This window comes from Mesorhizobium loti CJ3sym (assembly GCF_000472785.1).
Classification (GTDB): Bacteria; Pseudomonadota; Alphaproteobacteria; order Rhizobiales; family Rhizobiaceae; genus Mesorhizobium; species Mesorhizobium loti_E.
In genome coordinates, this window is sequence record NZ_AXAL01000002.1 from 290,386 (window position 1) to 311,090 (window position 20,705).

Sequence of the window (20,705 nt, forward strand, 5' to 3'; positions counted from 1 at the left end):
TCCCCGTATAGTGACGGGGAGAAAGAGGCTCACTTCAAATCTTCGAGTCGTGAGGCAATGGCGCCGTCGCCTTTTCCAGCCAGGCCAGCGTTTCGCCATCAAGCATCGGTCCGATCTCGGCCAGTACCCTTGCATGGTATTGGTCGAGCCACTGCAATTCATCTCGGTTCAAGAGGTCGGTGCGCACCAGCCTGACGTCAATCGGCGCCAGCGTCAGCGTCTCGAATGCATGCATGGCGATGTCGCCGCCTTCGATATGTCCGGCCGGCGTCACCAGGATGAGGTTCTCGATGCGGATGCCATAAGAACCTTCCTTGTAATAGCCCGGCTCGTTGGACAGCATCATGCCTTCGAGCAGCTTTTCGGTACCGGTGCGGGCGATGCGCTGTGGGCCTTCATGCACGGCGAGATAGGAGCCGACACCATGGCCGGTGCCATGGGCGAAGTCGCAGCCATGCTTCCACAGCGCCATGCGGGCGACGGCGTCGATCTCCGAGCCGCGCGTGCCGGCGGGAAAGCGCAGCGTCGAAATGCCGATCATGCCTTTCAGCACCAGCGTGAAGCGCTCGCGCATCTCCTGTGTCGGCTCTCCGATCGGCACGGTGCGGGTGATGTCGGTGGTGCCGTCCTGATACTGCGCGCCGGAATCGAGTAGGAACAGCTCGCCGGCCTGCAGCTTGCGGCTGGTGGCGCGCGACACGCGGTAATGCATGATGGCACCGTTCGGGCCGGCGCCGGAAATGGTGTCGAAGGAGACGTCGCGCAGCGGCATCTGCGTTTCCTCGCCGGTCTGCCGGCGGCTCTCTTCCAGCCTGGTGACGACCGCGATCTCGTCGAGCGAGCCGGGTTTCTGGCGCTCCAGCCAGCACAAAAGCTTGGCCACCGCCGCACCGTCCCGGCGATGCGCGGCGCGCGAGCCGTTGATTTCGGCCTGGTTCTTGGTGGCGCGCGGGATGCGGGCAGGATCTGGCGCGGCAATCAACGTGCCGCCATTGTCCTCGACCAGCATGCGCAGCCTGTCGGCCGCCAGCACCGGGTCGAGCGCGATCTTCGCGCCGCTCTTGGCGAGGGCTACGATCGCCGCCTCGAATTCGCCGGGCTCGTGCAGATCGGCAAGCTGGGTGAGATAGGCCGCGACCTGGCGCGAGAATTTGCGCTTGTCCATGAACAGCTGGTGCGATCCATCGGCGGCGAGGATGGCAAAGCCAAGCGCCAGCGGCGTGTGCGGCACGTCGCCGCCACGGATGTTGAAGGCCCAGGCGATGGAGGAGGGGTCGGTCAGCACCGCATGAGTGGCGCCGTCCTTGCCGATCGCTGCCGCCAGCCGGGCCAGCTTGTCCTTGGCGAGCTCGCCCGCAAAGCCGATCGGGTGCAGTTCGACCGGGGCCACCGGCGCCTCCGGTTGATCCTTCCAGATGATGTCGATCGGATTCCTGTCGAGTGGCACCAGCACGGCGCCGGTCTTGTCGGCCGCGGCCTGCAGCGCCTTGACCTCGCTGAGCGTGTGCAGCCAGGGATCGAAGCCGAGCCGCGCGCCCTTGCCGATATTGTCTTTCAGCCAGACAGCGGGCGGGTTGTCGACCAGGCTTTCGATCGAAAAGATGTCGAGATCGACCTCGCCCCGCACCTGCAGCGTGTAGCGCCCGTCGACAAAGACGAAGGCGCGGTCGCGCAGCACGATGGCGACACCGGCCGAACCGCTGAAGCCGGTCAGCCATTTCAGCCGTGCCGAACGGTCGGCGACATATTCGCCCTGGTGTTCGTCGGCGCGCGGAACGATGAAACCATCGAGGCCATTGGCGGCCAGCCATTGGCGTAACAGCGCCACACGTGGCTTGCCGACAGCCGGGTCGCCGGCGGAATCGAAGGTCTGGAACATGATGGGCCTCCTTGTCGTCGCGCGACCGTAGCGTATGGGCTCGAAAATCGGAATCGATTTCCAGCCGGCGCAACCTGCTACAGCGTCACTTGACTGACAACCAACTGAGCTTGGTCCAGCAGTCACGTGAAGGGACGTTTTCGACTTCTCTCAGCGACGCCATGCTTGTCGAAGCCGGCTTCGACGTGCAGCTGGCGCGGAACGCCACGCTTGGCCTGTCCTATGCCGGAAAGTTTGGCCTTCGACAACGGCTTCAAGGCCAATCTGGGCATCAAATTCTAGGAATTGGACAGGCGAGGATCGGCAGTTGCCTTGCCGGTCTCAGTGCTTGAGGTGGATCGTCACCCAGCCCTCGCGGTGCAGAGTGCGCACGTGCCGAAAATTCTGGCCGACATAGGCCGAGATGACGGCGTCACGCTGGCGCTCGAGAATGCCTGACAGCACGATCGAGCCGCCAAGCGCGATATGCCCGGCCATTTGCGGCGCCAGCCGCATCAGCGGCCGCGCCAATATGTTGGCGACGATGAGATCGAAGGGCGCGCGCTTACCGAAGATCGGGTGGTGGAAGCCCGGCGCTGTCACTGTTTCGATCAGCGCCTTGACGTGGTTGAGCCGCGCATTGGCGGCAGCGACCCGCACCGCCACCGGATCGATGTCGGTGGCGAGCACCGGGATACGCGCGAGTTTGGCAACGGCGATCGCCAGCACGGCGCTGCCGGTGCCGAGGTCGAGCGCATTGCGCGGATGCTCGCGCCGCACCACTTTCTCCAGCATTTCCAGGCAGCCTGATGTGGTGCCGTGATGGCCGGTGCCGAAGGCAAGGCCAGCCTCGATCTCAATGGCGAGTTCGCCGCTGTGGCGCTTCCTGCGGTCATGTCCGCCATGGACGAAGAAGCGGCCGGCGCGCACCGGCTTCAACCCTTCCAGCGAGTGCACCACCCAGTCGATGTCAGGCAGTGCCTCGCGCCCGATCGGCTTCGCCAACGCGAGGCCGGCGAGAATGTCCTTCATCCGCGCCTCGACGGCATCGACGTCGCCGTCGGTGTAAAGCGAGACTTCGTGGATATCCTGGTCCTCGTCGACCTCGATCACGGCGATCGGCAGGCCTTCATCCTCGAAGGCCGTTTCCAGCGCTGCGAAGACGCGCTCAGCCTCGGTCTTTCCCGTGGTGAAATAGAGCCTGGTCTGGGTCATGCGATGCGGCCTTGTCTGGGCATGAGGTGTCTCAGGACCACCTCTTCCACCAAGGCGTTTTCACATTTCCGCTCTCGCCTTTTGCCAACCGCTTCAGTTTGGCGACCGCCGTATCCGCGCTTTCGCCATAGGCGATCGTGCCGGCAAAGTCGCCCTTGCCATTGAGCAGCAGCACCGAGGCGGTGTGGTCCATCGTGTAGTCGCCGTCGCCGGTGTCGACCTTCTTCCAGTAGATGCCGAACGCCTTGGCCATGGCGTGGACCTTGTCCGGGTCACCCGTAATGCCGGTGATGCGGTCGGAAAAATTGCTGACATAGGTGTTCATCACCGCCGGCGTGTCGCGCTCCGGGTCAACGGAGACGAAATAGGCGTGCAAGGTCTTGCCGTCGTCGCCGAGCGTCTTCAGCCAGCCGGAGAGCTCGAACAGCGTGGTCGGGCAGACTTCGGGGCAATGGGTGAAGCCGAAGAAGACGACGCTGGGCTGTCCCCTGAAGGCGGCTTCGGTGATCGGTGCGCCTTTCTGGTCGACGAGGGTGAAGGGCGCGCCGAACGGTTCGCCGCCATAATGGCCGCGATAGAAGTCAAAGGTCAGCCAGCCGATGCCGGCCACCATCAAAACGAGAATGCCGACCAGGATAGAACGCATCATCAGAAAGGTCCGTCTGCAGAAATCATCGCGCCGGCTCGATGCCGCGCCGGAGCGACACTCTTAGCGGTTCGACCCTGCGCAGGCAAAGTGCCGCGTTGCCGCAACCGCGGTGGTGTTGACGCATCTGCTTGCAAAGCCGGGCAATTCGTCCCACCTGAGACCGGCAACTCGAACCGCAGGAGGCTCCTTTGCTGAAATTTATGGGTGGCGCGTTGGCCGCGTGCGTTGTGCTTGGCGCCGGTGGCGCGGTTGCCGAGGAAGTCGGCAAGGTTGGCGTCGACTGGGTCGGCAATGACATCATCGTCGAAGCGATCAAGGATCCGAAGGTGGATGGCGTGACCTGCCATGTCTCCTATTTCGACCGCAGCGTCATCGATCGCCTGCACAAGGGCAACTGGTTCGAGGATCCCTCCGATTCCTCGATCTCCTGCCGTCAGACCGGCCCGATCACCATCGGCGACATCGACATGAGCGAGGGCGGCGAGGAAGTGTTCAAGCAAGGCATCAGCCTGATCTGGAAAAAGCAGGTGGTGAACCGCATCTACGACAAGACCAACGAAACGCTGATCTATCTCTCGCACTCACGCCAGGTGCAGAACGGCTCGGCCAAGATGTCGGTCACGACAGTGCCGCTCTACGGCCAGAACGTGGTGTGGAGCAAGGGCAAGCCGAAATAAGCGGGTCGACTCTTTCCCGGAACGGAGCTGACGGACGATTGGTCCCGCTTGCGGGACCAATCGCTCGGGGGTAAAGCCGCCCGCATGGACCGTTCCGAAAACCTCGTCCTGAAAGATCCCGAGCCGCGCATCCATCCGACCGCGGAGCTGAAAGCGTGCAAGCTCGGCCGCTACGCCTCGATCGGCGAGCGGGTGGTGTTGCGCGAGGTGAGCGTCGGCGACTTCTCCTATTTCGAGCGCCATTCAGAGGCGATCTATACGAGCATCGGCAAATTCTGCTCGATCGCCGCCAACAGCCGCATCAATGCGCTGGAGCATCCGATCGAAAGGCTGACCCAACACAAGGTCAGCTATCGGCCGAACGAGTATTTTCGCTGGCTGGGTGTCGATGCGGCATTCCGCGAACGGCGGCAGTCGAACGCCGTGACCATCGGCCATGACGTCTGGGTCGGCCATGGCGCGGTGATCATGCCTGGCATCACGATCGGCAATGGTGCGGTCATCGGCGCCAACGCGGTTGTGACGCAGGATGTACCATCCTACACGATCGTCGTCGGCGTGCCGGCAAAGCCGCTCAGGCCTCGGTTTGCGCCTGACATCGCGGCGCGGATCGAAGCGCTCGCCTGGTGGGACTGGCCGGTCGAAAAACTCGCCAGGGCGGTTCCCGACATCCAGGCAATGCCGATCGAGGCCTTCCTCGATCGCTGGGAAAACGACGCCGTTTAAGCCAGCATCCACACTCGTTCCACTCGCTTCCCGTCGTTCGAAGCGGCGCGCATTCCGTTGGGGGAGAGGCTCTGACGGTAACCAATTTTCTTAACGTAAAATATTAAAGTTAAAAATTGGAAAACGGATTGCAACGACCAAATTAAGCACTCCATGGTTGCAAGACTTTTCGCGAAATGCACTAATCGACATAGGGGTAAGTCGTAAGAAGTCGAAGGAAACACTGTAAGCAACAATGGAGAGAAGTCATGAAGAAGTTCGCACTTGTACTCACCGCTGCAATGGTTTCTTTCTCGACTGTCGGCGCCTATGCCGGCGGCTGGGGAGGTGGTGGTAGCCTGATCAACGTGTCGCCGTCCATCGGCCTCGGCCAGGTGAACGCATTGAATGGAGTCCTGAATGGCAACAACATCCTGAGCGGCAATGTCGTTTCGGGCATTCTCGACGGCAACAAGACCAACGTCCTTACCGGCGTTCTCTCCGGTATCGGCGTCAACGTCCTGGGCGGCAACAGCTACAAGCTGGGCGGCCATCACTAAGCAGTAAAGTCAGGGGTAATCCCCTGTCGGGGGCAGGAGGGTCTCGTACACCCTCCTGCCTCGCTGGTTTGTTCCCGAGAAGAAAACAAGCCAGAAATCCGGCCAAAAATCCGGTTTTGCGCGCAGGACGATGTCAGATCTTGGCGCGCACCGCGACGAATGCATCAACGGTGTGCTCGCGGTCGTCGATCACCGTCTTGATTGTGCGGGAAACGTCGACCCGAAACACGAAGCTCAGCGACTTGGTCCCGTCATATGTCGCCTCGGCATAAATGCCGTCACGGCGCTCCTGGTTCTCGTAGAGCAGATTGTCCTTGATCTCATAGAAGATGCCGGATGCGACGCCCAGGTTCTCGCGCACCTTCATGCCGAGTTCCAGCTCCGCGCGCTGCAGCCATGAGGCCAGCGGGTCGTCGGTGTTGGACGTCTCGTAGCGGCCGAAATAGGTGCCGCGCAATTCGAAGCCGCGCGGCAGGGGTTTGCTGAAGGTGACCTGCCAGGTCGGGCGCCAGCGCTGGTAGATGTCGTTGGCACCGCGCAGGAACTCCGCGCCCAGCGCTACGCCGAGCGTCGAGCCGTCAGCGGCCTTGTAGGCGGCTTCGGCGCGCAGTGTATAGGCGTTGAACGACAGGAACAGCGGCGGAAAGCCGATCTGTTCGACGCTGGCGAAAAGCGCCGATGCGGATGCGCCAAAGGCGAACTGGCCGACAGTGTGGGTGATCCTCGACGCGAGTTGGAAGAGGTTGCGGTTGGCGTGCAGCTTCGCCGGCAGGATCAGGTCATCCTGGAAATGCGTCGCGCCGAGCTTCTCGAAGCTGTCGGCGGCTTCGAGAATCAGCGATGTCGCATTGCCGAGGTCGATGCCGAGCTGCGTCTGGGCGGCGAAGACCTGCTTGGCCTCGCGTGTTCCCAGCGTCAGCGGACCTATGTCCAGATTGTCGCCGGTGCTGGAGACGCGGTAGCTCAGCGTTCCCTTCAGTTCGAGACCCGGCGCCAGCCGGCGGAACGCCTCGCCCGACACTCCCATTGTGCGGTCATCTTCGATCGAGGTCTTGTCGTAATGCGAGACCTGGAAGTCCGCATTGACCTTCGCGTAGGCGTCGTTGTCGCCCCACTGCTTTTGCAGCGTGCCGCGCAGCTGCGAGTACCAGTCAGAGACATTGCGGTCGCTGTCCAGCGCGTTGTTGGTGAAGTGCCGTTCGAGACTGCCGGTGATCGTGGGATCGGTCGAGGGTGCCGCCGCCGGGTCGGTTGTCGGCTCGGCTGCCGGTACGGTCGTGGACTCGGCCCTGGCCGTTACCGCCGCGCAGGACATCAGCAGGCCGAGAGCTGCGCTGGCGAGCAAGCTGCGGGAAAGTGGAGCGACCGTCTGTCTGTGTGCCGGTCGGCGCTTTCGGGAAACCATGCTCCGCGCACTCCGGACTGAAACCCCTTCCGCCATGCGGGGGTGGCGCAGCGGAAGGGGCTGGAGGTAAACCGCTGTGAAGCGGAAGGAACAGGCTCTCTTGCCTGCACGGTTACCATGCCATTAAACCGATAAGGTGTGTTTTCTGTCAGATACGCGTTCTGCGTGTATTCAATTGCGCCTGATGAATTTGTTGCCGGCGGGAACCTGGAATGGGTGCTGTTTGTTTCTCATCGCGGCAGCCATTGAGGATCTCGACAGATGGAAAAGGTTTTCACCAGGATCGCCAACTGGGTGGCCCATATAACCGGCCTGCCGCTGACATTTGCCGCCTGCTGTCTGATCGTCGTCGTCTGGGCGGTGAGCGGGCCGCTCTTCTCCTTCTCCGACACCTGGCAACTGGTGATCAACACCGGCACGACCATCATCACTTTCCTGATGGTGTTCCTCATCCAGAACACCCAGAACCGCGACGGCGCCGCGATCCAGGCCAAGCTCGATGAACTGATCCGGGTCAGCGAGGGCCACAACCATTTCATCGGCATCGAGCACCTGACAGAGTCCGAGGTCGAGGAAATCCGCGACAAGTGCGAGCGGGCGGCGAAGCGGCATGACCAGCGGCATGATGAGAAGATCGCCACCATGGCCGCGAAAAAGGTCGTGGCGCAGAAGCGTCCGCCAAAAAAGAACGCCGCGTAAGCGCCTCAGATTGAACGATAAATCAACCTCAGGGTCATGCCTGTTCTTGTTTGAGCATGACCTGGTTCGAAAACCCGTTCCTATCCTCGAGGCAGGCTCGAAGTTTTCGAGATGATGCTCACTGTCCTATGAAGGCCGCGAAAGGTTCCTTGTAGTCTGGATGCCAGCGCGACAGAGCGGGACGGTTTGCGATGATGTCGCCGATCGCCCAGGCCATGCGTTTCTCGTCCAGCGGCCGCGCCACGTCATTGTCCGGGCACAGGATGTAGAAGTCGCCCCTGACCAGCGATTCCAGCATGAAATCAACGACCTGTTCGCCGGTCCAGGCGCCGGCGGGTTTCTCGGTCGCGCCTTCGGTGAGACCGGTATAGGTGAAGCCGGGGATGAGCAGATGTGCCGACAGGTGGGCGCCGGGCTCGTTGCGCAGTGCATGCGCCAGGCCCTCGGTGAATGTCTTAACTCCGGCCTTGGAGACATTGTAGGCAAGATTGCCGGGCGGTGTGGTGATGCCTTGCTTGGAACCGGTGTTGACGATCAGGCCCGGCTTCGCCGACGCCAGCATGCGTGGCGCGAAGGCTTCGACGCCATGCGCGACACCCCAGAAATTGATGTCGAGCAGCCGCTTCCAGGCGTCACGGTTTTCCCAGGGCTTGCCGGGGTTGTCGCCGACGCCGGCGTTGTTCATCAAGAGCGAGACCTCGCCGAAGGCGCCGAATGCCCGATCGGCGAGACGATCGACCTCGTCGGCCTTCGACACATCCGAGGCAACGGCAAGAACGGCATCGTCGCCGGCAATGGCCGAGACGGCGCGGGAGGCATCGTCAAGGCGGGCGCCGCCAATGTCGGCGAGCACGATCTTCATGCCCATCAACGCAAGCCGCTTGGCTGCCGCCAAACCAATGCCGCTGGCGGCGCCGGTGATGACGGCGGTGCTGCCCTTAATAAGCGCGGGCAGGGCGGTCTGAATTTCGGCGTCGGTGATCATGAGCAGCGGGATCCTTTTCTCGATGGCGCCGAACTTAGCGCTGGAACTGGCTTGCGCAAGTCCGCGTCAGCACGCGTTCGGGTTGACCCATCGGGCCGCGACTGCGCATGTTGCCTTTGGCAAAAGAGGTTTTTGCCAAAGGCAGAAGAGATTTTAGCCTGGGGCAAAAGGTGACTTTTGCCCGGGCAAATGGAGATTTTCGATTGACGGACTGGGTTGCAATTTTGAAGGAGCAGACCGCCACCGGCGACCAGATGGGGCGCGAGGTGCCGCAGATGCTGGCCAACCCCGATATCAGTGAAGCCCAGGTCAAGACGCTGTTCTCCGCGCTGGAAAAACAGGCCGAGTTCGTCGAGAAACTGCGCATGGCGCTGGAGAAGTTCGGCCATGATTTCCCGATCATCAAGACAGCCGAACGGCTGGAAGAACGCTACGCCGACCTTGCCGCTTCGGTGGCGGAAAAGCTGAAAGCGATACGCGATCAAAGCAATTCAGGAAAAGTGTGAAGCGGTTTTCCCGGGAAAGGCGCAAAGCGCTTTCCCTTGGGAATTGCACCGGACGAATGAGCTACTTTTCGAGAACACGCGAAAAGCGGGTGTCGGGGATCAGCCAGACCAGAGCGACAGCCACATAGATACCGACACCAATCCAGCGATTGAGGAAGGTCAGCGCGATTGCCGCTATATAGGCGACGAGCGAAAGCCGGCCCTTGCGGTCACTGCCAACTGCCTTGGCAAAGGCGGTGTCCTGGCCATGCAGGCGATGCAGCGCGGTGACCAGGATGGCATAGGCCGTCGCGCAAAGCGCGAGGTCGACGCCATAGACCGCGACCGGAACCGTGGCGAAATGGTTCTCGCCCATGAAAGCGGTCGTTACCGGCATCAAGGACAGCCAGAACAACAGATGCAGGTTGGCCCAAAGGACGCGACCGTCGACCCGTTGAACGGTGTGGAACATGTTGTGCAGGTTGTTCCAGTAGATGCCGACATTGATGAACGAGAGCACATAACATAGGAAGATCGGCCATTGCGGCAGCAGTGCCGAAAAATCCTCGCCCTCCGGCACTTTCAGGTCCAGCACCATGATGGTGATGATGATGGCCACCACGCCGTCGGTGAATGCCTCGACCCTGCCTTTGCCCATGGAGCCCCCTGCCGTTACGTTGCCAGTCTAGATGAGCCGAACGGCATCGGGGAAGGCCTCGAGGTCGGTTCTCAACCGTTCGGCGTTTCCGGCGCCATGTTGGCGCGCCCACGCGGCACGCCAAGCCCGGTGTCTGGCGGCTCGCCGGCGGCCGGCCTGTCCTCTATCATGTGCATGGTGCGCCAGTGGCCGAAGCGGTAATAGGCCGCGGCCAGCACCAGCGACGTGATCGAACCGGCCGGAAAACTCCACCACAGCGCCTCGACGCCCAATACGCCGCGCATGAAATAGGCAAAGCCGGTGCGCACGACCAGCACCGAGATCACCAGGATGATGAGCGGCGGCATCACTGCCCCTGTGGCGCGCACGGTGGCGAACAGCACGATGGTGATGCCGAACAGGATGAACGACCACGACGCCACCGTGTTGATGTGGGCTGCGATATTGATTGCCGCGCTGTCGCTGCTCAGGAACAGGCTGAGGATCGAGCGGTCGAACAGCCACAGCAGCGCGACCAGGGCGCCGGTCAGGACAAGGTTGAAGCCGACGCCGGAGGCTGCGATGCGGCCGATCCGGTCCCAACGCTTGGCCCCGACATTCTGCGCTGCCATCGACGACACCGCCGCGCCAATAGCGAGCGCCGGCATCTGGATGTAGGTCCATAGCTGCGCGGCAATGCCGTAGGCCGCTGCGACCTGGGAGCCATAGGCATTGACGATGCCCATCACTGTCAGGGCCGCCGCAGAGATGACGATCATCTGCAGGCCCATCGGCACCCCCTTGAAGACGATGATGCGCAGCAAGGCCGGATCGGGGCGCAGCAGCGCGAGGTTGGCGCCTGCCAGCCGCAGCGGATGCTTGCTGACATAGAGCACGACCAGGATGGCGATGACGCTCACCGTCTGGCCGATCAGCGTCGAGGTCGCTGAACCGGCGATGCCCAGTTCGGGGAACGGTCCGATGCCGCGGATGAGCAGGGGGTTGAGGATGATGTCGAGGACAACAGCCAGCGCCATGAAGATGAAGGGCGTTCGCGAATCACCCGCACCGCGCAGCACGGTCATGACGAAGGACAGAAGATTCATCATCGGCACGGCGATGAAGATGATGCGCAGATAGGAGCGCGCCAGCGGCAAGGCGTCGGTCGGAGTGCCGAGCGTGTTGAGGATCGCGTCGACCCAGATCCAGCCGCAGACGGCGAAAATGATCGAGATCAGGAAGAAGAAGGTGGCGCTGGTGCCGACGATTCGGCGCGCCTCGGGCAGGTCGCGGGCGCCAACCGACTGCGCCACCAGGATGGTAGCCGCCATGCCGATACCGAACACGGTGCCCAGGATCAGGAACAGCACGAGATTGGCGTTGGAGGTGGCCGTCAGCGCCGATTCACCGAGGAAGCGGCCGACCCAGACGGCATTGATCGACCCGTTGAGCGACTGCAGTACATTGGAGCCGAGCACCGGCAAGGCAAACAGCAGCAGCGTGCGCGGGATCGGGCCGCTTGTCAGGTCGGCGGTGCGCCGGCGCGCGGGCATTTTTTCGGTCATGACGGGCAACTCGGCAAAAGTGATCTGGATCCGGTCCGCCATCATCGCCGATTCAACGGGACAGGTCGATGCGGTGTCGTGAAGATGGGCCAAGGCCTTCCGGCCTGTATTGATCCAGCCATGTTCTCAAAGCGTCCGGAATGGGATATTGATCGTCCGCTTGGGGCCGCATTCCGTACCAGATCTGACAAATAGACCGGGGGGTTCATGTCCGAAATTCCGTTGTTTTCCGAGCGTCTGAATCGGCGCGTGTTCCTGGGTGCATCCGCTTTGGGTGCGGCCGCGCTGGCTGTTTCGGGGTGCACCACGACCGACGTGACGCCGGCGCCGCCAGTGGTCGCGGCGCCGCCCGAGCCGGCGCTCGGCGATACCGCAACCATGTATACCGCGCGCACCGACGAGGGCTTTCAGCTGCCGGCCATCCCGGTCGCCAAGCTCGATCCGAAGTACGTGCGCCAGATCGTGGCCGACCCGACCGGCGAAAAGCCAGGCACCATTGTCGTTGATGTCTCCGAGCACTTCCTCTATCTGGTGCGCGATGGCGGCAAAGCTATCCGTTACGGCGTCAGCCTGGGCAAGGCCGGCTTCGGATGGACCGGCAGCGCCGTGATCCAGGCGCGGAAGAAGTGGCCGGTGTGGACGCCGCCGCCGGAAATGATCAAGCGCCGGCCGGAGCTGGCGAAATTCAAGGACGGCATGCCGCCCGGCCCGCAGAGCCCGCTCGGCGCCCGCGCGCTCTATCTGTTCCGCGACGGCAAGGACACGATGTACCGGCTGCACGGCACGCCGGAGTGGGATTCCATCGGCAAGAACGCCTCGTCGGGCTGTGTGCGCTTCATGAACCAGGACATCATCGACCTCTACAGTCGCGTCAACGGCCCCGCACCAGTCTTCGTGCGGCCCAATTTGTCGGCTGCCGGCAAGATCATGGCGGTGTCGAGCAGGACCGCCGAGCCGATCGATGCGGGCGTGCCGAAGGACGCGGAGTTCTTGAAATAGGCTTTCACGATCGGGGATAACTCAGGCGGACGCGCGATGCGCGCCCGCTGCGGTGATCGTTACTTCTTGGCGAGGCCGGGAAGCATGACCTGATAGACCAGGAACATGGTGTCGACATTGGCGCCGTCATCGGCCTTGTAAGGGACGCCGACCTGGAAACCGTCCTGGGCGAGGAAGTCGTTGTCATTGGCGACGAACAGGAAATAGTCGTCGGGCAGCTTCGGATCGAGCACGCTGGCCAGCGACATCGCCTCCCACTTCTCCGAGAGATTGTTGTGGTCGTTCGGTGCGCCATTGTGCAGGCCGAAGCGGTTGAGCTGCGCATTGTCGTTGATGTCGATGAACGGCGTCAGCTTGGCCGGCGTCACCGACGGATCGAGCACGCCCTTGGGAGCGACCGGCTTGTCGGCGGCATCGAAGGCGCCGCCGGCAATGTCGGTCGCGGCCGAAACGTCGACGACGAAGATCTGGCGCAGCAGCGAAGTGTCGCCCTTCAGGCCCTGGCGGTTGCCGCTGTCGCGCGCCAGCATCAGGAACGACGTGTCCGACAGCGCCACGGTCTCGCTTTGCGCGGCGATCTTGGTCTTGCCCTTGGCATCCTTGAACACCGGCAGGGGCACGACGTATTCATGCGCGAGCTTGAGATGGGTGAGGTCGGAGGCGTCATAGACCAGCGCCCTGGTGTTCTGCCGCGTCGAACCGGAATCGCCGCCATCCTGCCTGGTCGCCGACTGCAGCACGGCGATCAGGAACTTGCCGTCCGGCGTCATTGCCATGCCTTCCAGGCCCTGGTTGTTCTGGCGGCCGGTGTCGGGATCCTTCGGATCGGGCTCGGCCGCCCCCGGGCCGGGGTTGTCCGATGAGAAGTTCGGCTTGCCCTTGCGCATCGGCACCAGCGCTGCAGGCGGCTGGGTCGCTGACAGCAGGCGGCCCTCGGCGGAGAAGTGGTAGATGTTGGGGCCATATTCGTCGGAAATGAACATCGAGGCGTCGGGCAGGCGCACAATTGCTTCATTGTCGAGAGCGAGTTTGCCGTTGGTGGCGACTGGCAGCATCGGCATGTCGCCGCTTGCTGCGCGCACATCCGACAGCGGATCGAGGCCGGTCGTATCGGCGCCCTTGTCGTCGGTAAGCAGCAAGGTATCGGCAAGCGTCGCCTTGACGCCCGTCTGCTCCTGGCCAGCGGCGCCCGGTGCTGCCGGGGTGAACTCGATGCCGATCGTGTTGACGCGCGCCCGGTAGTCGATGGTGCCGGCGACGTTGTAGCCGCGATCCGGCAGCAGCCAGAGCGAACCCTTGTAGGTGCCGGCATCATGCGTCCAGCCAGCGGTGTCAATGGCCATGCCCGAGCCTGAGCCGAACGTCTCGCCGAACTTGTCGCGCTGCGCGGCCGGGATGCGGCCGACGCCAACCAGGCCCTTGTTGACAACGGCGCCGACGGTCGCGGTGCTGTCGGCGAGCGCGGGTGTCAAGGCGGTGAACAAGGCAAGCGCCACGCCGAGCGACGCCGTTCGGTAAAGGTGTTTCATGGGCAATCCTCTTGTGACAAATGTGCCGGGGCGGCCGAAAGACGAGAAGCTGAAAGAGGCGGTACATCGATGATGCCGCGCGCCTCCCAAAAGCGGTCTAAGGCGCGAACATGATGCTTGCGTGACAGTGCGCTGTACATGGCCGCCGCTTCTTCGCGCTCCGGCAAAAACGTGTGCCCAAGCGAAAGAACCGATCATCCCGCCGCGTATCGGTACGGCCAGGCGGGGTGTGTTTGCGCATCACTAGACACTTATGTCCAGTGCGTATATGGTCCGGCTTCTGACAGACCGGGGAGGGAAGCCTTGAAGTCGCACTACCGCGCAGTGGTTATCGGAGGTGGCGTGGTCGGCGCCTCGGTGCTCTACCATCTGACGCGGTTCGGCTGGTCTGACGTGGCGCTGATCGAGCGCGCCGAATTGACGGCAGGTTCGACCTGGCATGCGGCGGCCGGTTTCCATGCGCTCAACGCCGATCCCAATGTCGCGGCGCTGCAGGATTACACCATCAATCTCTACCGCGAGATCGAGGCTGAATCCGGCCAGAACATCGGCCTGCACATGACCGGCGGCGTCAACGTCGCCAGCGATCCGGCGCGCTGGGAGTGGCTGAAATCGGCCTGGGCGGTGTTCCAGTCGGTCGGCATCGAGACCGCGCGGTTGGTGACACCCGACGAGATCAAGGAAATCTGCCCGATCGTCGATGTCACCGGCGTGCTCGGCGGCCTGCATGATTCCAACGAAGGCCATCTCGACCCGTACGGCACCACGCACGCCTATGCGGGCGCCGCGAAGAAGCGCGGTGCTGACGTGATCCTGCGCAATCGCGTGGTCGAGCTGAAGGCGCGCGCGGACGGCCATTGGGACGTCGTCACCGAACAGGGCACCATCGTCGCCGAGCATGTCGTCAACGCCGGCGGGTTGTGGGCAAAGCAGCTCGGCCGCATGGCTGGCGTCGACCTGCCGGTGACGCCGATGGAGCACCATTATTTCATCACCGAGGACATTCCGGAGATCGCGGCACTCGACCGGGAGATCGGCATCGCCGTCGATCTGGATGGGTTCTCGTATCTCAGGCAAGAGCGCAAGGGCGTGCTGCTCGGTGTCTACGAGCAGAACCCGAAGCATTGGAACATGGACGGCGCGCCATGGGACTACGGCATCGAGCTGATCCCGGAAGACATCGACCGCATCAGTCCGGAACTCGCCAAGGCGCATGAGCGCTTTCCCTGCCTGGCGACGGCCGGCATCCGCAAATGGGTCAACGGCGCCTTCACCTTTACCCCTGACGGCAACCCGATCGTCGGACCGGTGCGCGGCTTGAAAAACTACTGGGTCGCCTGTGGCGTCATGGCCGGCTTCAGCCAGGGCGGCGGCGTCGGAAAATCGCTGGCCGAATGGATGATTTACGGCGAGCCGCAGGCCGACATCTTCGGCATGGACATTGCCCGCTACGGTGCCTTCGCCGCCAACCGCGAATATCTCAAGCAGACGACGCGCCAGTTCTATTCGCGCCGTTTCGTCATGACCTTTCCCAATGAGCGGCTGCCCGCGGGCAGGCCGTTGAAACGCCCCGGCGCCTATGACGGCATGAGTGCCGCGGGTTGCGAATGGACGGCGTCGTGGGGACTGGAAATCCCGGCCTATTTCGCGCCGATGGGGTTTCGCGAGAACACCACGCTCAAGCGTTCCAACGCCTTCGACATCGTCGGCGATGAGGCGCTGCAGGTCCGGCGCGCTGCCGGTCTTGTCGATATCTCGGCCTATTCACGCTACGCGGTGTCGGGGCTAGGCGCCGAGGCATGGCTCGACCAACTGCTTGCCTGCAAGCTGCCGAAAGCGGGACAGGCGCGGCTGGCGCCGATGCTTGGGCCAGACGGGCGGCTGAAAGGCGACCTCACCGTGATCAACTGGGGCAGCAGTGACTATTGGCTCATGGGTTCCTACTACCTCAGGGAATTCCACATGCGCTGGTTCGAAAGCCAGGCGGGAGAGGGCGTCACGGTCACTGACATTTCCGACGCCATGAGCGGCTTCCTTCTGACCGGGCCGAACGCGCGGAAAATCCTGGAGCGTACGACACATCAGGACGTCTCCAGCGCGGCGCTGCCGTTCATGGCCTGCGGCGCGTTCGACATTGGCATGGTGCGCGCCCGGGTTGCCCGCCTCTCCATCGCTGGCGAGCTCGGCTTCGAAATCAGCTGCCCCGTAACCATGCATGCCACACTGCGCGACACACTGCTTGCCGCCGGCGAGGATCTTGGCCTGGCCGAGATCGGCTACTACGCACTCAACGCGCTGCGGCTGGAGAAAAGCTTCGGCATCTGGTCGCGCGAATTCACGCAGGGCTACACGCCAGGCCAGACTGGCCTTGATCGCTTCATCGCCTTCGACAAGGGCGATTTCGTTGGCCGGAAGGCGGCGCTGAAGGAGCGCAACGCCGGTGCGGCGCAGCGGATCGTGACACTGGAGATCGACGCCGTCGATGCCGACGCCAGCGGCTTCGAGCCGGTCTGGCATGAGGGCCGGCGCGTCGGTTTCGTCACCTCCGGCGGATTTGGCTACACGATCGGCAAGAGCGTCGCGCTGGCGTTGGTAGACGGCGATTTTGCCGAGGAGGGGACCGCACTTTCGGTGCACATTGTCGGCGTCGAGCGGCCGGCACGGGTCATCGCGGCTTCGCCCTACGATCCCTCGGGCAAGGCGATGCGGCAATGAGGAGGATTTTCGATGGTCGATGACGCAGCACGGGACAGCAGGCGCGAACGCCGGCGTGGACGCACAGGCGATGCCGGCAGCGAAAGCAGCCGGCGGCCCAATTACCGGTCGCTGAAGAACCCTTTCCTGCCGCAGCCGATCTTTTCGGACGATCGGGTCGCCGCGATCCACGACACGGCGCTGCGCGTGCTGGAAGAGCTCGGTATCAAGGTGCTGCTGCCGCAGGCGCGCGAATATTTCGCCAGCGCCGGCGCGCTCGTCGACCCGGATACCGACATGGTGCGCATCGGCCGCGACATGGTGGCGGCGGCACTGGCCTCGGCGCCGAAGTCGATCCAAGCGCAAGCCGGCGACCGTTCCCGCGACCTGACATTGGAACTCGGATCGATGACCTTCCTCGCCGGATGCGGGGCGCCCAACGTCACCGATCTCGAGCGCGGCCGGAGGCCCGGCACGCTGGCCGATTTCGAGGATCTGCTGCGGCTGGTGCAGCATTTCGACGTGCTGCACATGCTTGGCCCCTGCATCGAGCCGCAGGACGTCGACAACCGCTTTCGCCACTATGCCGTCAACCGCGCGCAGTTGACGCTGTCCGACAAGTTCCCCTTCGTCTTCGCGCGGGGCACGCCGCAGGTCGAGGACGGTTTTGAGATGATCCGGCTGGCGCGCGGACTGTCGCAGGACGAGTTCCTGGCGAACGCCCATTGCTACACCGTCATCAACACCAACTCGCCGCGCCAGCTCGACATTCCGATGGCGCAAGGCATCATCGATTTCGCGCGGGCCGGCCAGGTCTCCGTCATCACGCCGTTCTGCCTGGCGGGGGCTATGGCGCCGATCACGGTGGCCGGAGCGCTGGCACTGCAGCATGCCGAGGCGCTGGCGGGGCTGACGCTGGCGCAGATCGTGCGGCCCGGCGCGCCGGTCGTCTACGGCTCCTTCTCCTCCAATGTCGACATGAAATCCGGGGCGCCGGCCTTTGGCACGCCGGAGCATGTCAAGGCGACGCTGGGCGCCGGCCAGTTGGCGCGCTTCACCGGACTGCCCTGGCGGTCGGGCGGCGGCAGTGCGGCAAACATCTCGGACGCGCAGGCAGCGCACGAAACGCAGTTCGCGCTGTGGGGTTCGGTGCTGGCCGGGGCGACGATGTGCATCCACGCCGCCGGCTGGCTGGAAGGGGGCTTGAGCGTCTCCTTCGAGAAGCTGATCACCGACATCGAGGCGCTGCAGACCGTCGCCGAGCTGTGCGCCGCCACACCCGGAGACGACGATTCCATCGGCTTCGAGGCGATCGCGGAAGTGCAGCCGGGTGGCCATTTCTTCTCGGCCGGCCATACCATGACGCGCTATCGTACCGCCTTCTACGAACCGCTGGTGGCCGACTGGTCGAATTTCGGCAATTGGACGCAAAGCGGCTCGAAGACGGCGAGCGAGCGCGCCACCGGTGTCTGGCGGCGCGCGGTCGCCGATTTCGAGCCGCCCGCGTCGGCCGTGGCGACATCAGGCGTGCTCGACGAATTCATCGCGAAGCGTACCGAAGAAGGGGGCGCCGCGCCCGTGTCTTAAGGGAAACTGGCGACCGGGACCACGCCCGAACTTTCACTTTCGGCAGGGCGCTTGGCCATTGGCAATCGGCGCATACCGTGCAGAAATGAGCGGCATGCGCGAAGCCTTGATCGCAGTGGTGATTTTCCTGTGCCTGGTGGTCGCTCCGCTGGCAAGCATGGCAATCTGGCCGAGGCTGCCGGCCAGACATCGCGACGACGATACCAACAATGTCGTGCGGCTCGCCGCCAATCTGTTCGGCGTCATGACCTCGCTGGTGCTCGGCCTGATGATCAACTCGACCAAGAACACTTTCGAATCGATCGATCACAATGTGCATGCCTATGCGACGGAGATGATCCTACTCGACAGGACATTGCGCCAATATGGTCCCGAGGCCGACGCAGCCCGCCAACCGCTGATTGCCTATGTGCAAAGGGTGGCGACCCAGTGGTCGCAAACCGCGGAACAACCGGTCGTCGCCAACCATCTGTCCGAACATCTGTTGACGGAGATCGGCATTCAGCTCAACGCACTGACACCGCCCGACGCGGCACGTGGCCTGCTGTTGCAGGATGCACGTCAACGCCTGCAGAAAATTCTGGAACTGCGCTGGGCGCTGATCGAGCAGTCGGAAGGCGCGATCCCCGGGCCGTTGATCGTGATGCTGGTGGCATGGCTGGGGTTGATCTTCGCCAGTTTCGGGTTCCGCGCACCACGCAATGCGATCACCGTCTCGACCTTCGTCGTTTCGGCGGTGCTGATTGCAGGCGCACTCTATCTGATCCTCGACATGGACGTGCCGTTCTCCGGCCCGATCCAGATTTCGCCGGCGCCACTTGAGAGGGCGTTGGTGGAATTGCAGCGATGATGCGGAACCCGCGGCACTCCAGCGCATTCATGGGTACGGCGAGACTCGCCGGCCATTGAGGGAGGACGACATGGGTTTCGACCAGTATCACGAACCGCCTGAGGAACTGACGCAGAAGGTGCGCACCTTTGCCCGCATGATTGCCTCGCTGATCGAGGAGGCGGAGGCGATCGGCTGGTACGAACAGCGCATGTCGGTGGAGAAGGACCCGCAGGCCAAGGCGATCATGAAGAATGCGCAGAGCGAGGAGTTCAAGCATTTCGGCATGGATCTGGAATTTCTGCTGCGGCAGAAGAAGGACTGGCGGGCGGAACTGAAGGAAATCCTGTTCACGACGGGCGATATCGTCAAGGCCGGGGAGCGGGGCGAGAAGAAGGTGGATTGATAGCCTTAACGAGCTCCATCAATCGCTGTCGCGCGCGATCAGCTCCAGCGGCCAGACTTCGCGGATGATGCGCGGGCCTTCGGGACCAGCGAAGGCGGGAAGCGAGGCCAGTAGCATTTCGGCGAGCCGCCGACCCATCGGCTCCAGCGCCGGGCGGAAGGCGGTCAGCGCCGGGGAAAAATAGCGGCAGAGCGGCGTGTCGACGATGACTGTCACCGCGATGTCCTGGCCGGGCCGGATGCCCATCTCGGCCAACGCCTTGCAGCCGCCGAGCGCCATGGCGTCGTTGTTGAAGATGATGGCGGTGGGCCGATCCTTGGAGAGCATTACGTCCGCCGTCACCTGATAGCCGCCGGCCTCGTTGATGAAGCCGTCGGCGATCAGGCCGGGGTCGCCTTCAATGCCGTGCCGCTTCAGCGCCTTGCGATAGCCGTCCAGGAACAGGTAGCCGAAGTTGAGATCATGCGAAGGGCGGATGGCAGCGATGCGGCGATGGCCGCGCGCGACCAGCCGGTCGACGGCTTCATCACCCGCCCTCTCGAAATCGATATCGAGCGAAGGATAGGTGTCGCCGCCGGATTGACTTCGGCCAAGCGTCGCAAAAGGAAAGCCGGCCTTGCTGAGATAATCGATCCGATCGTCTTCCCGCCGCGTGTTGGCCAACACGACCGCGTCGGCTCGGCGCGTCTCAACCACACGGCGCAGCCTCTCCTGCTGATATTGGCCGGGCTCACCCATGACGACCATCAGATCCAGGTCATAGTCGGCGAGCCGCGCCTGCAGACCGGTCAGGAACGGGATGAAGAACGGTTCGCCATATTGCTGGTCGCCGGGATGCGGCTGCAGCATGAAGGCGATCGAACGGGTGGCGCCCTGGCGCAGGCTTCGGCCGGATTGGTTCGGCGAATAGTTGAGCTTTTTGGCCGCTTCGAGCACGCGCTGGCGGGTATCGGCGTTGACGTCGGCGCGGCCGTTCAGCGCCCGCGACACGGTGCCGATCGAGATGTTCAGGTGACGCGCAAGGTCGTGGATGCTGGACGCCAAAGATCATTCTCCCCCTGCCTTGGCTAGCACCGGCTGCCGCTCAGGCCAAGGCTTCGAGATGATTTTCGCAGGCAGCCGATTGACATTCTACGCCATCGGGTGTGTTCTCGTAAACGTTTACGGAAAAACGTTTACGGTGATGCCGTGGATGCCGTGACATTCGGTCTGGAGGGACCG

General features: G+C 63.2%; 19 protein-coding genes. 10 read left to right on the forward strand and 9 right to left on the reverse strand.

The genetic code is table 11. The features are described 5' to 3' along the window. Positions 1-34 precede the first annotated feature (34 nt). From A3A9_RS0105970 to A3A9_RS38360, 3 genes are all read right to left on the reverse strand, one after another. Positions 35-1,879 carry an aminopeptidase P family protein gene (locus A3A9_RS0105970; RefSeq protein WP_033838361.1) on the reverse strand — a complete coding sequence of 615 codons (1,845 nt, stop codon included), beginning with the start codon at positions 1,877-1,879 and terminating at the stop codon, positions 35-37. A 321-nt stretch (positions 1,880-2,200) separates the two neighbouring features. Further along, entirely contained in the window at positions 2,201-3,073 is an 873-nt protein-coding gene (locus A3A9_RS0105980; RefSeq protein ID WP_027057959.1) for a 50S ribosomal protein L11 methyltransferase, read from the reverse strand. A gap of 31 nt (positions 3,074-3,104) precedes the next feature. After that, positions 3,105-3,722 carry an SCO family protein gene (locus A3A9_RS38360; RefSeq protein WP_051370780.1) on the reverse strand — a complete coding sequence of 206 codons (618 nt, stop codon included), beginning with the start codon at positions 3,720-3,722 and terminating at the stop codon, positions 3,105-3,107. 200 nt (positions 3,723-3,922) lie between these two features. On the opposite strand from A3A9_RS38360, the gene A3A9_RS0105990 reads away from it, so the two are divergent. The 3 genes from A3A9_RS0105990 (at position 3,923) to A3A9_RS0106000 (ending at position 5,664) form a co-directional block, all read left to right on the forward strand. Next, positions 3,923-4,399, forward strand: coding sequence for a CreA family protein (locus A3A9_RS0105990; RefSeq protein ID WP_051370782.1), 477 nt, complete (start codon positions 3,923-3,925; stop codon positions 4,397-4,399). 84 nt (positions 4,400-4,483) lie between these two features. Beyond that, positions 4,484-5,125, forward strand: coding sequence for a DapH/DapD/GlmU-related protein (locus tag A3A9_RS0105995; RefSeq protein WP_027057961.1), 642 nt, complete (start codon positions 4,484-4,486; stop codon positions 5,123-5,125). A 248-nt stretch (positions 5,126-5,373) separates the two neighbouring features. Further along, positions 5,374-5,664, forward strand: coding sequence for a hypothetical protein (locus A3A9_RS0106000; protein ID WP_027057962.1), 291 nt, complete (start codon positions 5,374-5,376; stop codon positions 5,662-5,664). A gap of 133 nt (positions 5,665-5,797) precedes the next feature. Here the strand turns inward: A3A9_RS0106000 and A3A9_RS0106005 are convergent, their stop codons facing one another. Then, the gene (locus A3A9_RS0106005; RefSeq protein WP_027057963.1) at positions 5,798-7,069 is read right to left on the reverse strand and encodes a hypothetical protein; all 1,272 of its coding nucleotides are present in this window, start codon (positions 7,067-7,069) and stop codon (positions 5,798-5,800) included. A gap of 261 nt (positions 7,070-7,330) precedes the next feature. Between A3A9_RS0106005 and A3A9_RS0106010 the strand changes: the two genes are divergently transcribed. Further along, entirely contained in the window at positions 7,331-7,768 is a 438-nt protein-coding gene (locus A3A9_RS0106010) for a low affinity iron permease family protein (RefSeq protein WP_027057964.1), read from the forward strand. A gap of 118 nt (positions 7,769-7,886) precedes the next feature. Here the strand turns inward: A3A9_RS0106010 and A3A9_RS0106015 are convergent, their stop codons facing one another. After that, positions 7,887-8,753 carry an SDR family NAD(P)-dependent oxidoreductase gene (locus A3A9_RS0106015; RefSeq protein ID WP_027057965.1) on the reverse strand — a complete coding sequence of 289 codons (867 nt, stop codon included), beginning with the start codon at positions 8,751-8,753 and terminating at the stop codon, positions 7,887-7,889. A gap of 203 nt (positions 8,754-8,956) precedes the next feature. Between A3A9_RS0106015 and A3A9_RS0106020 the strand changes: the two genes are divergently transcribed. Next, entirely contained in the window at positions 8,957-9,259 is a 303-nt protein-coding gene (locus A3A9_RS0106020) for a hypothetical protein (RefSeq protein WP_027057966.1), read from the forward strand. 61 nt (positions 9,260-9,320) lie between these two features. Here the strand turns inward: A3A9_RS0106020 and A3A9_RS0106025 are convergent, their stop codons facing one another. Further along, on the reverse strand, positions 9,321-9,896 hold the full coding sequence (locus A3A9_RS0106025) for a TMEM175 family protein (RefSeq protein WP_027057967.1): 576 nt from the start codon (positions 9,894-9,896) through the stop codon (positions 9,321-9,323). Between the two features lie 71 nt (positions 9,897-9,967). Continuing rightward, positions 9,968-11,440 (reverse strand): MATE family efflux transporter, encoded by a 1,473-nt coding sequence (locus A3A9_RS0106030; RefSeq protein ID WP_027057968.1) that lies wholly within the window; start codon positions 11,438-11,440, stop codon positions 9,968-9,970. A 207-nt stretch (positions 11,441-11,647) separates the two neighbouring features. On the opposite strand from A3A9_RS0106030, the gene A3A9_RS0106035 reads away from it, so the two are divergent. Next, positions 11,648-12,439 (forward strand): L,D-transpeptidase, encoded by a 792-nt coding sequence (locus tag A3A9_RS0106035; RefSeq protein WP_027057969.1) that lies wholly within the window; start codon positions 11,648-11,650, stop codon positions 12,437-12,439. Between the two features lie 59 nt (positions 12,440-12,498). Here A3A9_RS0106035 and A3A9_RS0106040 read toward each other — a convergent pair whose 3' ends face one another. Then, on the reverse strand, positions 12,499-13,968 hold the full coding sequence (locus A3A9_RS0106040) for an esterase-like activity of phytase family protein (protein ID WP_027057970.1): 1,470 nt from the start codon (positions 13,966-13,968) through the stop codon (positions 12,499-12,501). Between the two features lie 303 nt (positions 13,969-14,271). On the opposite strand from A3A9_RS0106040, the gene A3A9_RS0106045 reads away from it, so the two are divergent. The 4 genes from A3A9_RS0106045 (at position 14,272) to A3A9_RS0106060 (ending at position 19,484) form a co-directional block, all read left to right on the forward strand. Next, positions 14,272-16,683, forward strand: coding sequence for a GcvT family protein (locus tag A3A9_RS0106045; protein WP_027057971.1), 2,412 nt, complete (start codon positions 14,272-14,274; stop codon positions 16,681-16,683). 12 nt (positions 16,684-16,695) lie between these two features. Then, entirely contained in the window at positions 16,696-18,249 is a 1,554-nt protein-coding gene (locus A3A9_RS0106050) for a trimethylamine methyltransferase family protein (protein ID WP_027057972.1), read from the forward strand. A gap of 94 nt (positions 18,250-18,343) precedes the next feature. After that, a complete protein-coding gene (locus A3A9_RS0106055; RefSeq protein WP_027057973.1) occupies positions 18,344-19,099 on the forward strand; it encodes a DUF4239 domain-containing protein in 756 nt (251 codons plus the stop codon). A 70-nt stretch (positions 19,100-19,169) separates the two neighbouring features. Further along, complete coding sequence (locus tag A3A9_RS0106060) at positions 19,170-19,484, forward strand: hypothetical protein (RefSeq protein WP_027057974.1); 315 nt, start codon at positions 19,170-19,172, stop codon at positions 19,482-19,484. Positions 19,485-19,502: 18 nt separating this feature from the next. Here A3A9_RS0106060 and A3A9_RS0106065 read toward each other — a convergent pair whose 3' ends face one another. After that, positions 19,503-20,528: a LacI family DNA-binding transcriptional regulator gene (locus A3A9_RS0106065; RefSeq protein ID WP_027057975.1), complete on the reverse strand. Its 1,026-nt coding sequence runs from the start codon at positions 20,526-20,528 to the stop codon at positions 19,503-19,505. Positions 20,529-20,705 lie beyond the last annotated feature (177 nt).

Excerpts from the sequence above, each read along its gene's own strand:
- A3A9_RS0106000 (WP_027057962.1), top strand. The coding sequence starts at position 5,374 with ATGAAGAAGTTCGCACTTGTACTCACCGCTGCAATGGTTTCTTTCTCG.
- A3A9_RS0106030 (WP_027057968.1), bottom strand. The coding sequence starts at position 11,440 with ATGACCGAAAAAATGCCCGCGCGCCGGCGCACCGCCGACCTGACAAGC.
- A3A9_RS0105970 (WP_033838361.1), bottom strand. The coding sequence starts at position 1,879 with ATGTTCCAGACCTTCGATTCCGCCGGCGACCCGGCTGTCGGCAAGCCA.
- A3A9_RS0106015 (WP_027057965.1), bottom strand. The coding sequence starts at position 8,753 with ATGATCACCGACGCCGAAATTCAGACCGCCCTGCCCGCGCTTATTAAG.
- A3A9_RS0106055 (WP_027057973.1), top strand. The coding sequence starts at position 18,344 with ATGCGCGAAGCCTTGATCGCAGTGGTGATTTTCCTGTGCCTGGTGGTC.
- A3A9_RS0106040 (WP_027057970.1), bottom strand. The coding sequence starts at position 13,968 with ATGAAACACCTTTACCGAACGGCGTCGCTCGGCGTGGCGCTTGCCTTG.
- A3A9_RS0106010 (WP_027057964.1), top strand. The coding sequence starts at position 7,331 with ATGGAAAAGGTTTTCACCAGGATCGCCAACTGGGTGGCCCATATAACC.
- A3A9_RS0106025 (WP_027057967.1), bottom strand. The coding sequence starts at position 9,896 with ATGGGCAAAGGCAGGGTCGAGGCATTCACCGACGGCGTGGTGGCCATC.
- A3A9_RS0106035 (WP_027057969.1), top strand. The coding sequence starts at position 11,648 with ATGTCCGAAATTCCGTTGTTTTCCGAGCGTCTGAATCGGCGCGTGTTC.
- A3A9_RS0106050 (WP_027057972.1), top strand. The coding sequence starts at position 16,696 with ATGGTCGATGACGCAGCACGGGACAGCAGGCGCGAACGCCGGCGTGGA.
- A3A9_RS0106005 (WP_027057963.1), bottom strand. The coding sequence starts at position 7,069 with ATGGTTTCCCGAAAGCGCCGACCGGCACACAGACAGACGGTCGCTCCA.
- A3A9_RS0105990 (WP_051370782.1), top strand. The coding sequence starts at position 3,923 with ATGGGTGGCGCGTTGGCCGCGTGCGTTGTGCTTGGCGCCGGTGGCGCG.
- A3A9_RS0105980 (WP_027057959.1), bottom strand. The coding sequence starts at position 3,073 with ATGACCCAGACCAGGCTCTATTTCACCACGGGAAAGACCGAGGCTGAG.
- A3A9_RS0105995 (WP_027057961.1), top strand. The coding sequence starts at position 4,484 with ATGGACCGTTCCGAAAACCTCGTCCTGAAAGATCCCGAGCCGCGCATC.
- A3A9_RS0106060 (WP_027057974.1), top strand. The coding sequence starts at position 19,170 with ATGGGTTTCGACCAGTATCACGAACCGCCTGAGGAACTGACGCAGAAG.
- A3A9_RS38360 (WP_051370780.1), bottom strand. The coding sequence starts at position 3,722 with ATGATGCGTTCTATCCTGGTCGGCATTCTCGTTTTGATGGTGGCCGGC.